The 12,775-nt window shown below is 71.9% G+C and carries 16 protein-coding genes; 15 read left to right on the forward strand and 1 reads right to left on the reverse strand.

Annotated features, from left to right (window positions below):
• The first annotated feature begins 118 nt into the window (after window positions 1–118).
• From IE267_RS37440 to IE267_RS37510, 15 genes are all read left to right on the forward strand, one after another.
• On the forward strand, window positions 119–445 hold the full coding sequence (locus IE267_RS37440) for a hypothetical protein (RefSeq protein ID WP_189766315.1): 327 nt from the start codon (window positions 119–121) through the stop codon (window positions 443–445).
• Window positions 446–879: 434 nt separating this feature from the next.
• Window positions 880–2,031: an epoxide hydrolase family protein gene (locus tag IE267_RS37445; protein WP_189766316.1), complete on the forward strand. Its 1,152-nt coding sequence runs from the start codon at window positions 880–882 to the stop codon at window positions 2,029–2,031.
• 105 nt (window positions 2,032–2,136) lie between these two features.
• Window positions 2,137–3,351 (forward strand): winged helix DNA-binding domain-containing protein, encoded by a 1,215-nt coding sequence (locus tag IE267_RS37450; protein WP_189766317.1) that lies wholly within the window; start codon window positions 2,137–2,139, stop codon window positions 3,349–3,351.
• Between the two features lie 562 nt (window positions 3,352–3,913).
• Window positions 3,914–4,261: an STAS domain-containing protein gene (locus tag IE267_RS37455; RefSeq protein WP_189766318.1), complete on the forward strand. Its 348-nt coding sequence runs from the start codon at window positions 3,914–3,916 to the stop codon at window positions 4,259–4,261.
• On the forward strand, window positions 4,254–5,210 hold the full coding sequence (locus tag IE267_RS37460) for an anti-sigma factor RsbA family regulatory protein (protein WP_167158729.1): 957 nt from the start codon (window positions 4,254–4,256) through the stop codon (window positions 5,208–5,210). Before IE267_RS37455 ends, IE267_RS37460 begins: the two co-directional genes overlap by 8 nt.
• Window positions 5,211–5,456: 246 nt before the next feature.
• Window positions 5,457–5,810: an anti-sigma factor antagonist gene (locus IE267_RS37465; RefSeq protein WP_167158727.1), complete on the forward strand. Its 354-nt coding sequence runs from the start codon at window positions 5,457–5,459 to the stop codon at window positions 5,808–5,810.
• A gap of 278 nt (window positions 5,811–6,088) precedes the next feature.
• Window positions 6,089–6,784 (forward strand): DUF5994 family protein, encoded by a 696-nt coding sequence (locus IE267_RS37470; protein ID WP_373304639.1) that lies wholly within the window; start codon window positions 6,089–6,091, stop codon window positions 6,782–6,784.
• A gap of 5 nt (window positions 6,785–6,789) precedes the next feature.
• Window positions 6,790–7,017 (forward strand): hypothetical protein, encoded by a 228-nt coding sequence (locus IE267_RS37475; protein WP_167158725.1) that lies wholly within the window; start codon window positions 6,790–6,792, stop codon window positions 7,015–7,017.
• A gap of 76 nt (window positions 7,018–7,093) precedes the next feature.
• The gene (locus tag IE267_RS37480; protein ID WP_189766319.1) at window positions 7,094–7,990 is read left to right on the forward strand and encodes a slipin family protein; all 897 of its coding nucleotides are present in this window, start codon (window positions 7,094–7,096) and stop codon (window positions 7,988–7,990) included.
• A gap of 80 nt (window positions 7,991–8,070) precedes the next feature.
• Entirely contained in the window at window positions 8,071–8,727 is a 657-nt protein-coding gene (locus tag IE267_RS37485; RefSeq protein WP_189766320.1) for a DUF5994 family protein, read from the forward strand.
• A gap of 287 nt (window positions 8,728–9,014) precedes the next feature.
• Window positions 9,015–9,269, forward strand: coding sequence for a hypothetical protein (locus tag IE267_RS37490; protein ID WP_189766321.1), 255 nt, complete (start codon window positions 9,015–9,017; stop codon window positions 9,267–9,269).
• On the forward strand, window positions 9,266–9,559 hold the full coding sequence (locus tag IE267_RS37495) for a hypothetical protein (protein ID WP_189766322.1): 294 nt from the start codon (window positions 9,266–9,268) through the stop codon (window positions 9,557–9,559). Before IE267_RS37490 ends, IE267_RS37495 begins: the two co-directional genes overlap by 4 nt.
• 209 nt (window positions 9,560–9,768) lie before the next feature.
• On the forward strand, window positions 9,769–10,161 hold the full coding sequence (locus IE267_RS37500; protein WP_189766323.1) for an STAS domain-containing protein: 393 nt from the start codon (window positions 9,769–9,771) through the stop codon (window positions 10,159–10,161).
• Window positions 10,161–10,862, forward strand: a complete 702-nt coding sequence (locus IE267_RS37505) for a GAF and ANTAR domain-containing protein (protein ID WP_189766324.1) — start codon at window positions 10,161–10,163, stop codon at window positions 10,860–10,862. The genes IE267_RS37500 and IE267_RS37505 overlap by 1 nt, the downstream gene beginning before the upstream one ends.
• A 5-nt stretch (window positions 10,863–10,867) precedes the next feature.
• Window positions 10,868–11,590 carry an ANTAR domain-containing protein gene (locus tag IE267_RS37510; protein WP_308428888.1) on the forward strand — a complete coding sequence of 241 codons (723 nt, stop codon included), beginning with the start codon at window positions 10,868–10,870 and terminating at the stop codon, window positions 11,588–11,590.
• 428 nt (window positions 11,591–12,018) lie between these two features.
• On the opposite strand, the gene IE267_RS37515 is transcribed toward IE267_RS37510, so the two are convergent.
• Complete coding sequence (locus IE267_RS37515; protein ID WP_189766326.1) at window positions 12,019–12,741, reverse strand: GAF domain-containing protein; 723 nt, start codon at window positions 12,739–12,741, stop codon at window positions 12,019–12,021.
• Window positions 12,742–12,775: the final 34 nt, after the last annotated feature.

Raw genomic sequence — 12,775 nt, forward strand, 5'->3', positions numbered from 1 at the left:
GCAGGATCGATTCATCATTGCTTCAACCGGGTTAAGCGGAGTGGCCGCAGGCTTCGGGGAGACGGAACAGCGGCAGGCTCGGGCCGAATCGTTCCCTGCACCGAAGGACATCGAACTCATGCGTCTTCACCAGACCCTCGGCGCGGCCGCCGGCGCGCTCCTGCTGGCCCTGGCCGTACCGTCCTCCGCCCACGCCACCACCGGCGACTTCTTCTACAAGACCAGCACGGGCCGGGACGCCGCCATCTCCGACCCGGTGAGCGCCCGCTGCGTCAACCTGCCCGGTACCTCGACGGACAGCCCCGGCCACTCGCCCCGCAACTTCACCACCTCCACCGTGACCGCCTTCCTTGAGGCCGACTGCGAAGGCGACACCTACTTCGTCATGAAGCCCGGCGCCAAGCTCGGCGACAAGCTCAAGCTCAGCTCCGTCGTCTTCTCCTGACGGGGTTCGCAGCAGCGGTCGCTGGTGCCCGTGCATGACGAGCGGGCACCGGCGGGCACCCCTACGGCCACCGCTGCCGCCACCATGGGCGCGGGGGAAGACGAGAGGGTGGGCGCTCGGGAGTGGACGCTCGCCCCTCCGTCCCCCGCGCCGACACCCAACAGGCCGCAGGCGCAAGCACGTTGGACGGCTTCGGCCACCCAGCGCCGCCCTCTCGGCCCGGCCCTTCGCGCCCGGCCCTTCGCCGCGCGGCCGGAGGTCGGCGCGACTCAGCGGCGCCGACCAGGAACGCGGCCCCGGAACTCACCCGACGCTCGCCGGTCACCCGGAGCGGCGGCCTTCCGGACCGTGGGCCCACCGTCCCGGGCGCATGCGGCACGGTCTCTTCGGCTCACCCATGGCAGCCTGTCCGGAATGCCCATATATTCGTGATCATGTGCGCCGACATCAGCCCGTTTCGGATTCACGTCCCGCAGTCCGACCTCGACGACCTGCATGAGCGTCTCGCCCGCACCCGCACGCCGTATCCGGTGCCCGGCGCCGGATCGGACTGGGATCACGGGATTACGCCGGCCTACCTGCATGAGCTGGCCGACCATTGGGCGGACGGATTCGACTGGCGGGCCCACGAGGCGAAGCTGAATGCCTTTCCGCACTTCCTGACCGAGATCGACGGGCAGACCATCCATTTCCTGCACATCCGTTCACCCGAGCCGGACGCCACCCCCCTGCTGCTCAATCACAGCTACCCGACGTCGTTCGTGGAGTTCCTGGAGGCGAGCGGGCCGCTGACCGACCCCCGCGCCCACGGCGGAGATCCGGCCGACGCGTTCCACGTCGTCATTCCGTCGCTGCCCGGCTTCGTCTTCTCCAGCCCGCTGTCGGCGCGCGGCTGGAATCTGGAACGCACCGCCATGGCCTACGGAGAGCTGATGTCCCGTCTGGGCTATGAGCGCTTCGGCGTGGAAGGCGGGGACCTCGGGGCGGGTGTGACCGGCCGGGTGGCGTCGCTGCTGCCCGACCGGGTGATCGGCGCACATACCCACGGCGACCGGCTCCAGCTCGGCATGGCCGGCGAGGACCTCCCGGTGCCCGACGGCTTGAGCCCGCAGGAGCAGGCCGGACTCGAAGCGGCGCAACACCGCTGGGCGCAGATGAAGGGCTACAAGGTGCTGCACTCGACCGCGCCCAACGCCCTCTCGGCGGGTCTGACCGATTCGCCGATCCTGCAACTGGCCTGGATCGCCGAGAAATTCGTGCAGTGGGCGAACCCCGCCACACCGATCAGCCGCGAGAACGTGCTGATCACCGCGAGCCTCTACTGGTTCACCCGCACGGGCCCCGCGGCCGGTGACTTCTACTGGGAGCTCGCCCACGCCGACAACCCCGGCTGGGGCAGCCCTTCGAGCGTGCCCATGGCCTCCTCGCTGTTCTACAGCGACCCGCTGGTCCGCAAGGTCCTCGGACCCGGCGACAGCCAGACCTTCTTCCGGGAGCACACCGAGGGCGGGCACTTCCCGGCCTTCGAGGTTCCCGACCTGTTCGTCGACGACATCCGTGCCTTCTTCCGGACGCTGCGCGGCTGACACAGCCTGCTCACGTCGTCCGTGCCCGATGGCGCCCGACGGCTTGCCGACCGGACAGGCCACAACGGCTCCGGACAGGCCGCAACGGCTTAGGCTGCGTCCACCATGGCCACGATCCGTCCGAAGATCAGTGACCAGCAGCGTCGCGCGATGCTGGTCCGTCGTCACCTGCTCACCCCGGCCACGCACGCCACGGCGGTGGAGCAGGTGGCCGAGGCGCTGGTGGCGCTGCACGCCACCGAGCCGGCCACCGTGTTCCTCTCCGTGGCCGCGCGGATGACCGGCGCGACACCGCAGATGGTGGAGCGCGCACTGTACGAGGACCGGAGCCTGGTGCGGATGCTGTGCATGCGCCGCACCGTGTTCGTGGTGCCCAAGGACCTGGCGCCGGTGGTGGAGGCGTCCACCGCCCGCACCGTCGCGGCCCGCGAACGCCGCGCCCTGGCCGGGCTGCTGGCCGATCAGCTCGGTCATGACACGGCGTGGCTGGCGTCCGTCGAGAACGAGGTCACCGCGGCGCTGGCCGGTCTCGGCGAGGCCGACGCCACCCGGATCACCGACGCCGTTCCGCGGCTCAAGGAGCGGATCACGCTGTCGCCGGGCAAGCCGTACGAGTCGCGGGTGCGGATCAGCAACAAGGTGCTGACCGTGCTGGCGGCCGAGGGCCGCATCCGCCGCGGGCGTCCTCGGGGCACGTGGGCCTCGGCCACCTTCCGGTGGACCTTGACCGAACCGCACCCTCAACTCCCCGCAGAACAAGCCCGAGTCGAGCTCGCCACCCGCTACTTGGCGGCGTTCGGCCCGGTCACCCTCGACGACATCACGTGGTGGACCGGCTGGAACCTCACCGCCACCCGCACCGCTCTGGCCGGCACCGGCGCCGTCGAGGTCGACCTCGGCCACGCCGTCGGGTACGTGCTGCCCGGCGATCCCGTCCTGGGCCCGTCACAAGGGACCCGTACCGAACGGGCGGTGTCCCTGCTGCCCACCCTGGACCCCACCGCGATGGGCTGGCGGGACCGTGACTGGTACCTCGATGCCGCTCATGCGGCCGAACTCTTCGACCGCAACGGCAACATCTGTCCGACCGTGTGGTGCAACGGCCGCATCATCGGGGGCTGGCGGCAACGCGCGGACGGGCAGATCGTCACAGAGCTCCTCACGGCGGACACGGACCGAGGCCTGCGTGCCGCGATCGCGGTCGAGGCGGAACGGCTCACCGCGTTCCTCGGCGGCCTCCGCATCAGCCCCCACGTGCGCACACCCCTCATGGGCCGGCTGTCCCAGGATCGGGTATCCCCAACTTCCTTACAGGGCTAGGCTGTTGAGACAGACCCCGGTCCCCGGTCGTGCTGGCCCGTTCCGTGACCGGAGGTCCGCCCATGATCGTGCCGATCGCTCCCCTCGCTCCGGTCCCGCCTTGGGTTCCTCGACGCTTGGTGGCGGGCGGTCGGGGCCGTGCCGGCCCTCGGGTTCTTCCGCCACGGACCCGGCGGGTGGGGCCGCGAGGACGATGCCGGGTTGCGGAACCACCGCGCCCACCGCCACCGCCATCGCACGGAGCGGCAGGGCTCTGTCACGCTCGTCGGCGGCGACACCGACGACCACCGGCACACCATCCCCGTGCCGCCCAACCGGCTCACGGTGAAAGGGAATCCGTAGCTGCCCCCACCGGCGCGAACCCCGTTCCGATGCCGGCCACGGCGGCCCCCACGGAGGGGAGGCAGCATGCCGCCCGCGGATACTCACCCGGCCCTCGGCGACCGGTCATCAGCTCCACCGCGCGACGGATTCCGTAGCCGGTCGGCCGTGCTCGATCACGGCCGATGCCGGCCGCGGCCCTGCTCCGGGCGTCGCGGTGCGGGCAGGGAAGAGGCTCCTCGTGCACCCCCCTCTCTACGCGGACGCTCTGCTGCGGATCTGGGACACGGCCGACCCCCCGGGCCTGCGGCTCGCCGGTCAGGTCGACCTGACCAACCAGGCCGCGCTGGTGGGTCATCTGCTCGCGGTGGACGGGGCTCCGGCGGACGTCACGCTGGACCTCACCGAGGTCACGTTCTTGAACTTCGCCTCCTTGCACGCACTGGTGGCCTTCGCCGAGTCCCTGGAGCCGGGACGCCGTCTCGTCGTGCACACCAGGACCCCCGCCGTCGCCCAGATGCTGCGAGCCTGCGGCTGGGACCGGCCCGAGGTACCGCTGACCCTCCTTGAGGAGATCACCGATGACTGACCTGCGCGCGCCGTCCCGGCCTGGGCCGGCTCCCCACGCGCACCACCTCCTGCTGTACGGCGGCGACGAGCAGTTCCTGGACGCGGCCCTGCCCTTCGCCCGCGGCGGACTCGCCGCGGGGGAGCCCGTCTTCGTCGCCACCACCCGGCACAACACGGCACTGCTGCGCCGCCACCTGGGCGCACGGGCCGAGCACGTGTGTTTCGCGCCCACCCACTGGTACCGCACCCCCGCCCAGACGCTGCGGGCCTTCCACGACAAGGCCCACTCGGCCCCCGGCCCGTCGCGGGTCCTCGGCGAGACGCCGTGGATCGGACTCACCGGCGACGAGGCCCGCGAGTGGTCGCGCTACGAGGCGCTCCTCACCCTCGCCCTGGCCTCGACCGGCGCCTGGCACCTGTGCCCGTACGACACCCGCGTACTGCCCGCGAGCGCGCTGCGCACCGCCCAGCTCACCCACCCCGCCCTGACCACCGGCGCGGAACACCGGGCCAATCCCGCCCATGTGCCGCCGGAGCGGTTCAGTGCGGCCTGCGACACCGTCCCGCTGCCCGAACCGCCCGAGGACCGCGCCGAGTTCCACTTCGACGGGATGCATCAGATCGCCGACCTGCGGGCGTTCACCGCCCGGCTCGCCCACCTCGCGGCCCTGCCCGCCGAGCGGATCGACAGCCTGCTGATCTGCGTCGACGAAGCCGCCGCCAACGCCGTACGGCACGGCGGCGGGGCCGGCCGCTGCACGTTCTGGACCACCGCCGCCGAAGTGTTCTGCGAGATAACCGACCCGAAGGGCAGCCTCGACACCGCCCTGGCGGGATACCTGCCGCCCGACACGTCCCACCTCGACGGGCGCGGGCTGTGGATCATCCGGCAGCTCAGCGACGCCGCCGACATGCGCAGCACGGAGCACGGCACCGTCATCCGCATGCGCATGAAGCGCCGCCGCTGACGACGAGTGAGACCTTGAACTCCCTTGGCCGAAACGATCAATGACGTTCCCGGAACAGTCGGACTGCGACAACAGAGCGTGTACGAAAGGGCAGTTGGTGCCCATTTCCAGTACCGGTCACGGACGGAACCGCCGCGGGGACACGAAGCCGTACTGTGCCCACTGCGGGTGCCCCAGACCCCGGCCCTCCCTCCGCAGACCGCTCCGTCCCACCCGTACGCAGTACGTCAAGAGGAGACGGCCCACATGGGCACGACCGCCGATCTCTCCCAGGGGTATCGGGTGATCCGGGCAACCGGCGAACTCGACATCCTGACCACCCCCCTCCTGTCCGGCAAACTGGCCGATGCGCTGCGAGGCACTCACCCACCCTGTCTCGTCGTCGACTTGACCGACGTGGCGTTCATGGACTGCAGCGCCCTCGGGCCCCTGTGCACCGCGCGGGCGAGGTGCCTGGACCGCGCCGGATGGCTGCGCCTGGTCTACTCCGGGCGCGCCATCGGACTGCTGCTGCACATCGTCGACCTCACCGGCGCCTTTCCGCGCTACGCAACGGTCGACGCGGCCCGGCAGGGGGTGGTCTCGGCCGGCCCCCGTTAGCCGGCCCCGGCGGCGGCTGTCGTCCGAGAGCCGCTTCCGGTGCCGGGCCAGTTCCGGGGCGAGAACCGAGTCGAGACCGACCGTGAGCCCCCGGGAACCCGAGCCGCTTCACGCCGTCGTTCCTCGGCCGCCGCGAGCCACCGTTCGCCCGCGCCTAGGAGTACGGTTGAGGAACCGGGAGCATTTCGCACACTGGCTTCCACGCTGACGTCGTTCTCGGTTGAGAAAAGCACCGGGTGATCGTCCGTGGACGGTGTTCCCGGAGACGGGTTCGCGCCATGTCCGCGACCACGATCGACCGACGTTCCTCCCCGGACGAACTCTCCGGGGACCCCGCGGCGCGTATCGCGCTGCGGCCCGTCGGCAGCTCCCGCGGTCTCCTGGACGGTGCCTGGTGGCCCCGGTCCCGAGACCTGCTGCGTGAACTTCCCGCACTGATCGATGCGCTGGCCCCCAGGTGGGGCCGGATCACCCGCATCGCCGTGAACCCCCGGCACTGGCCCGTCGTCCCGCGGAAGATCCCCGTCCCGGGGCACGTCGTGAAGGCCGGCTGGTTCAGGGACGAGCAGGACCCGCACAAGCTCCTGCTGCTGTCCTACACGGCAGGACGCTGGGACCTCCTCGTCATCCCACCGGAGACCGGCGCCGCCGCGGCCTCCCGCCTGATGGCCGCCGCGACCGACGACACGGGCCCGCAGCTCACCGCGACCGCGCTGATGGCAGCGGAGGCTGCCGTGGGCGCCGCGGAGGCGGTCGTACGCGATACTCCGACGCCGCACGGCACCGTGCCGGACCCGCACGACACCCTGCGGAGCCCGCACCACAAGGCTCCGCACAACACGGTCCCGCACGACACGTCGGCGGCCGATCGCCTGCAGGACCGTGAAGAGGCGTGGGAGTACGAGGGTGGCGCCTCCTCGACCTACGGCGCCGTCGGCACGGCCCGCCCCGACCGAACCCCGATGGGGATGTGACCGCCATGACCACGGCCCTGACCATCGTCATCACGCTGCTGCTGATCGTCATGGCGGCCCGCGTGATCCACCTCCTCAACGCCCAGCACGCCGAGAGGATCGTCCTCCACCGTTACAGCCGCTTCCACCCCGGCGTCCGAGGAACCCCCAGCGACGCGACCCGGCGGGTTCCGGACCGGGACGATCCGGCCGCGGCCCCGACCCGCCGACCCGACCCGCCGCGGCCCGCATGACGGGCGCGGCCCCTCGCCGACGCCAACCCCCCAACGCCCCGGGCCCCGTAGGCCCTCACCCGTGGGAGCGCACCTCATGCAGCTTCTGATCACACTCGTCGTCGTCATCGTCGTGCTCCTGTTGCTGGCACTGGCCCTGACCCTCAAGATCGTCAAGCAGTACGAGCAAGGAGTGCTCTTCCGGCTCGGGCGGCTGTCCGGCACGCGGGCTCCCGGACTGCGGGCCATCATTCCCCTGGTCGACGTGCTGCACCGGGTGTCCCTGCGCATCGTGACGATGCCGATCCAGTCGCAGGGCATCATCACGCGCGACAACGTCAGTGTGGACGTCTCGGCCGTCGCCTACTTCCGCGTCGTGAACGCCGAGAAGTCCGTCATCGCCATCGAGAACGTGAGCACGGCGATCAACCAGATCGCGCAGACCACTCTGCGCAAGGTCGTGGGCCAGCACACTCTCGACGAGACCCTGTCCGAGACCGACCGCATCAACCTGGGCATCCGCGAGATCCTCGACGTCGCCACCGCGGAGTGGGGGGTCGAGGTCACCCTCGTCGAGCTGAAGGACATCCAGCTGCCGGACAGCATGAAACGCGCCATGGCCCGGCAGGCCGAGGCCGAGCGCGAGAAGCGAGCCAAGATCATCAACGCCGAGGGCGAATCGCTCGCCGCGGCAGCACTCGGGGACGCCTCCGACACCATGATGGCCCACCCCCTGGCGCTCCAACTCCGCAACCTGCAGAGCCTCGTGGAGATCGGTGTCGACAAGAACACCACCGTCGTGTTCCCCGCACCCCTGATGAGCACGATCGGCGAGCTGGGGGCCTTCCTCGGCCGGGAAGCGGCGGCCGCGGGACTGCCGCCGACCTCGCACCCGGTCGAGCCGGCCGAACCGGCCAGGAGCGTCCCCGCCCCCGGGACCGTCCCCGCCCCCGGATCGAACAACAAACCCGGCCCGGTCCCCCACCAGGCCTGACCCCCTCCGCCCCACCCTCCCTGGCCCCAGCCCCCGGCCGGACCGACCACCGCACCCACGCCCCGGCCAAGGAGCGCACCATGACCGCCAGTTCCCTGCCGCTGCTCCCCGTCCCGGTGCTCCCCTCCGGACCCGCGACGCACCCCCCGCCCCGGGAAGACGACGCGGCCCCGCCCTTCCCGGCCGCGGCGAAGCCCGCCACGCACGGCCCCCGCGCACACCCGGCATCGGCTTCCCTGCGGGAACGGGAGGCGGCCTCGACGCTCCGCCCCCGGTCGTCCCTGCACCCGGTACGCCTGCGCCTGACACCGGCGGGCAGCGGCCCCCACCGCATCGACGGCGCCTGGTGGCCCCGCTCGGACGACCTGACCGCTGAACTGCCGGGCCTGATCGGCGCGTTGCCCCACTCCTGGCCGCAGATCGCGCACGTGACGGTGAACGCGGCGATGTGGTCGGCCTTCCCCGGCCGGCTCCTCGTCGCCAACCAGGTGATCCAACTGCACCGGTCCACCAGCCGCCACGCCCCGAACACGCTCTGCCTCCTCGCGCCGGGCCGGGGCCGGTGGGACCTGCTGGTCGTCCCGCCCGAGACCGACAGAGCCGAGGCCCTGCGCCTCCTGGCCACCACGGCCGGACCGATCGGCCCCGCCCGGCCGGGCCTCTTCCCGCCGACGTCCGCCCGCAGCGCCGCCCGCAGCGCCGCCCGGAGGCGAACGAACCCCGGGCGCCCCGCGTAGTTCCCGAGCGCCGGAGCGCGGGCTCGACCCGCCCGGCACGGCCGGCCCACCGCCTCGGTAACCACCCGCTCACCCGGGGCCGCAGCGCAGCCGCCGGTTCGGCAGACGTCATGGGCGTGAAGTGCGGGCCACCTGTTCCGGGGATGGCCCCGGCCCGCCATGGAACGGAATGATCGACTCCGCGAGCTCCGCACCTGCCCCAGCCCCCGGTAGGGCCATCGCGTACGGCCGCGTCTCCGCATCCCGTCGTACGCGTTCCGTCCACGAGCCCCTCAAGGAGCCAGGCCATGTCCGCTGTGCCCCCGGTCGGTGCCCCCGCCGGCTTCCGCCTCCCGCCCCGCCACCGCGTCCCCGGACGATCCGGCTCCGACACCCGCTCCCTCCAGCGGCCGACGGCGTTCGGGGTCGTGCCGCCCCGGGTCCTTGGAGTGGGCGAACAGCCTTGCACGGCAAGGGAGTTGACGGTGTGCCGCGGTCCGTCCGACTCGCCCGCGACCGCGCCCTCCGCAGCCCACGGCGACGGCACGGCGGTCGTGGGATGACGTATGCGGACTGCTTCGACATGGCCCTCCTCTTCTTCGCCTGCGCCTCGCTCTTCCTCTTCGTCCTGTTCGGCGACCGGGTGCCCCACCCGCGGACGACCCGCCGCGAGGCGGCGCCGCCCGAGCCCGCGCCGCCCGCCCTGTTCGCCGAGGAGTACCTGCGCAGCCTCGACGCGTTGCACACCGCCATCTCCACCGCCCACGTCGAGACCCGGCCCGGCCCCGTCTCACCCGACCTGGGCGAGTGCTGGGCCATCTGGCACGCCGGGCCCGACGACGACCCGAGCTGACCCGGGCGACGATCGGCGCCTCCCGCTCCCCACCGGGGTTGCGCGTCGCCCTTCTTGACGTGCGCCCATCGGACATACGTCCCCTTCGGGAAGAATCGATACTGCCGCGCAAGCACCCCCGGACGCTCGGACGGCTTCACTACGCTGGCTCACACATGCCCCGGACCCGGCATCGACCCACATGCAGGCCGATCAGGGGGCGGGACATCATGACGCTGGGGAACCGTGGCCACGAGGAGTCCTTGTGCCGGGTGGTTCGGGCGCACGGGGAACTGGACATCGCGACCCGGTCCGCCTTCGACCGCAGCCTCCGCCTCCGGCTGCGGCACGGCCCGTGCCCGGGCCTCGTGGCCGATCTGACCGCGGTCACCTTCATGGACTGCAGCGCGCTGTCCGTCCTGTGTGACGTGCACGGATACCAGTGGTCACAGGGCGGGTGGCTACGGCTGGTCTACACTCGAAGCAACATCGCCCTGCTCCTCGCAGGGACCGGCCTCGCCGAGGTGTTTCCCCGCTACGCCACTGTCCGCGATGCTCTGATGAACAGGCGTTACGCGCAGTCCGCGCAGCCTGTCGGCCGACGGAAAGCGGGCGGGTTGTAGTGCTCAGCGAGCAGGCTGCCAAGGTTCTGGGCGAGCTCCGGGCGGGCAACCGCACGGACGAGCAACTCGCCGAGATCTGCGCCGACCTGCTGAACGCCGACGGCCTGGCGGTCTCGCTCGTTCTGGACATGGGGCACACGGAGCTGGTGTGGTGCCACGGCACCGCCTCGGCACAGTTCGAAGACCTCCAGTTCACTCTGGGCGAGGGCCCCGGGCCCGACGCCCTCGCATCCGGCCATCCGGTACGAGTGCCCGACCTGGCCGAGGTACGGCCCGGGCGGTGGCCCGCTCTCCTGGGCGCCCTGGACGGCCTGCCGGTGCGGGCGGTGTTCGCCTTCCCCCTCGGCCTCGGAGCCATCCAGGTCGGTGTGCTCACCGTCGTACGCAACGGGCCGCGGGCGCTGTCCGCCCAGGAGACCGACGACGCCACCGCCCTGGCCCGGCTGCTGACCGCACGGTTCCTCGGCGGTGGACAGGGCAGCAACCCGCAGGTCCTGCACCGGGCGGTCGTCCACCAGGCCACCGGGATGGTCAGCGTGCAGCTGGACCGGCCGCTGGCCGAGGCCCTGATGCGGCTGCGCGCCTACGCGTACGCCCACGGCCGCCCGATCACCGAGGTCGCGCAGGACGTGGTGGCCAGGCGGCTGCGATTCAACGACGATGAAACCGGGCCCGACGTGCCCGTCGGCGATAGGGGATGAGTGTCATGGGTCGCGAACAGCGATTGGCGGAGGTATTCGTGGAGTTGGCCGACTCCCTGATCGACGATTTCGACGTCATCGAGTTCCTCCAGGGCCTGTCGGCCCGATGCGTCGAACTCCTGGAGATCTCGGCGGCCGGCATCATGCTCGGCGACGAGCACGGAGAACTCCACACCATCGCCGCCTCCGACGAGAACACCCACCTCCTCGAACTCTTCGCCATCCAGCACGACCAGGGCCCCTGCGTGGACACCTTCCGCGGCGGCGGCCAGCGCACCAACATCGACCTCACCGACCCGGAGGCCACCGCCGCCTTCCCGCACTTCGCCCAGCAGGCGCGCAGGAACGGCTTCGCCGTCACCCACGCCCTGCCGTTGCGGCTGCGCACCCGCATGGTCGGCGCGCTGAACCTCTTCCACACCGAGTCCGGCTCGCTCACCCCCGAGAACATCGCGCTCGCCCAGGCGCTGGCCGACATCGCCACCATCGCGGTCCTCCAGCAGCGCACCCTGGAGCAGACCTACATCGAGCGCGACCAGCTCCAGGCCGCGCTGACCAGCCGGATCGTCATCGAACAGGCCAAGGGCATCCTCGCCGAACGCTGGAACACCAGCCTCGACGACGCCTTCGACCGCTTCCGTTCCTACGCCCGGAACAACGGCCTGCGCATGTCCGACCTCGCCCGGCAGATCATCGACAAGGGCACCCAGCACAGCGCCCTGTCCTGATACCGGCCGTGCACCGGGTCGGCATCGCGGGACGCCGGCCCCCGTGAAACAGGGGTCCTCGGGAAACTGGCCGGTTCGTCGATGCACGTGGCCGGTCCGCGTCCTGCCCGGCTCCGGGCTCCGGCCTTACCTTGAGAGGGCAGGCGCACACCGGGGCCCGTACGAGAATCGGCCCCGCGACGGCTCCCGGACCCGAGCCCTCGGAACGACGAGGCCCGGCCGGAGTCGCGACGCCCACAACCTGCGGCTCCAGCCTCCACGGTCCTCCACGGCAGGATCACGGGGCCCTCCCGCAACCCCGCTGCCGTCGAGGACCCGCACGTCGGGTACGACGAGGGGGAGCCTCGCATCCCACGTGCACTTACGGCCGCCGCCGACAGCGGCGGCGGCCGTAGGCCCCGCGGACCGCCCGCGGGTGAGCCGAACGGTCAGCCGGGGGTGTCGCCGTCCTCCTCCAGGCGCAGTCGTCCGGCCAGGATGTCGCGGGCGACGTCCTCCAGGAGCCGCTGACGGCTGAAGGCGTGCGCGCGCATGCGGGCCAGGGCGTCGGAGACTGCGACCCCACTGGCCTCGGCGGCCGCACCGGCCGCCTGGTGCACGACGGGCGGATAGCCCACGGGGCCCGTCTCCGGGGTCGCCCGGTCCCAGCCGATCAGTGCGGGATGGGCGTCCAGAGCGAGCAGCGCGAGGATACGGCCGTAGGCGTCGAGCCGTGCCCGGTCCGCCGCGCCGAGGGCGGCGCCGGTGGTGCGGTACACGTCCATGGCGCCGACCGGGACCCCGTTGCCGACCAGCAACGGCACGGCCACCACGCTGCGGATACCCAGCTCGCCGGCCGTCCGCAGGAAGACGGGCCATTGCCCGGGCGCGGACGACACCTCCACCTCCACGATCCCGCGCCGCAGATACGCCTCGGTGCACGGGCCCTCTCCCGACACCAGCTGCGCGTCCTCCAGCCGGTAACTGCGGTCGTCGACGGCGTACGCGACGGTCCTGATCCGGCCCCCGGTGATGAGGCTGACTCCGAGGCCGTCCGCGCCCACGTCGTCGACGCACGCCACCGCGGCCGACGGCAGCGCCACCGGCCGGTCGGCGCCACTCGCGATCTCCACCACGCGCTGCCACGCCGCGGTGTTCTGCCGCACATCCATGACACAGCCCCGATGCCGTTCTGGAGGGAGTCAC

Origin of the sequence: Streptomyces xanthochromogenes (assembly GCF_014650455.1) — a bacterium.
GTDB classification, from domain to species: Bacteria; Actinomycetota; Actinomycetes; order Streptomycetales; family Streptomycetaceae; genus Streptomyces; species Streptomyces xanthochromogenes.

Coding starts and splice junctions, on each gene's coding strand:
- IE267_RS37510 (WP_308428888.1), top strand. CDS start 10,868: ATGGGTCGCGAACAGCGATTGGCGGAGGTATTCGTGGAGTTGGCCGAC.
- IE267_RS37445 (WP_189766316.1), top strand. CDS start 880: ATGTGCGCCGACATCAGCCCGTTTCGGATTCACGTCCCGCAGTCCGAC.
- IE267_RS37470 (WP_373304639.1), top strand. CDS start 6,089: ATGTCCGCGACCACGATCGACCGACGTTCCTCCCCGGACGAACTCTCC.
- IE267_RS37460 (WP_167158729.1), top strand. CDS start 4,254: ATGACTGACCTGCGCGCGCCGTCCCGGCCTGGGCCGGCTCCCCACGCG.
- IE267_RS37440 (WP_189766315.1), top strand. CDS start 119: ATGCGTCTTCACCAGACCCTCGGCGCGGCCGCCGGCGCGCTCCTGCTG.
- IE267_RS37480 (WP_189766319.1), top strand. CDS start 7,094: ATGCAGCTTCTGATCACACTCGTCGTCGTCATCGTCGTGCTCCTGTTG.
- IE267_RS37465 (WP_167158727.1), top strand. CDS start 5,457: ATGGGCACGACCGCCGATCTCTCCCAGGGGTATCGGGTGATCCGGGCA.
- IE267_RS37495 (WP_189766322.1), top strand. CDS start 9,266: ATGACGTATGCGGACTGCTTCGACATGGCCCTCCTCTTCTTCGCCTGC.
- IE267_RS37475 (WP_167158725.1), top strand. CDS start 6,790: ATGACCACGGCCCTGACCATCGTCATCACGCTGCTGCTGATCGTCATG.
- IE267_RS37515 (WP_189766326.1), bottom strand. CDS start 12,741: ATGGATGTGCGGCAGAACACCGCGGCGTGGCAGCGCGTGGTGGAGATC.
- IE267_RS37490 (WP_189766321.1), top strand. CDS start 9,015: ATGTCCGCTGTGCCCCCGGTCGGTGCCCCCGCCGGCTTCCGCCTCCCG.
- IE267_RS37500 (WP_189766323.1), top strand. CDS start 9,769: ATGACGCTGGGGAACCGTGGCCACGAGGAGTCCTTGTGCCGGGTGGTT.
- IE267_RS37450 (WP_189766317.1), top strand. CDS start 2,137: ATGGCCACGATCCGTCCGAAGATCAGTGACCAGCAGCGTCGCGCGATG.
- IE267_RS37485 (WP_189766320.1), top strand. CDS start 8,071: ATGACCGCCAGTTCCCTGCCGCTGCTCCCCGTCCCGGTGCTCCCCTCC.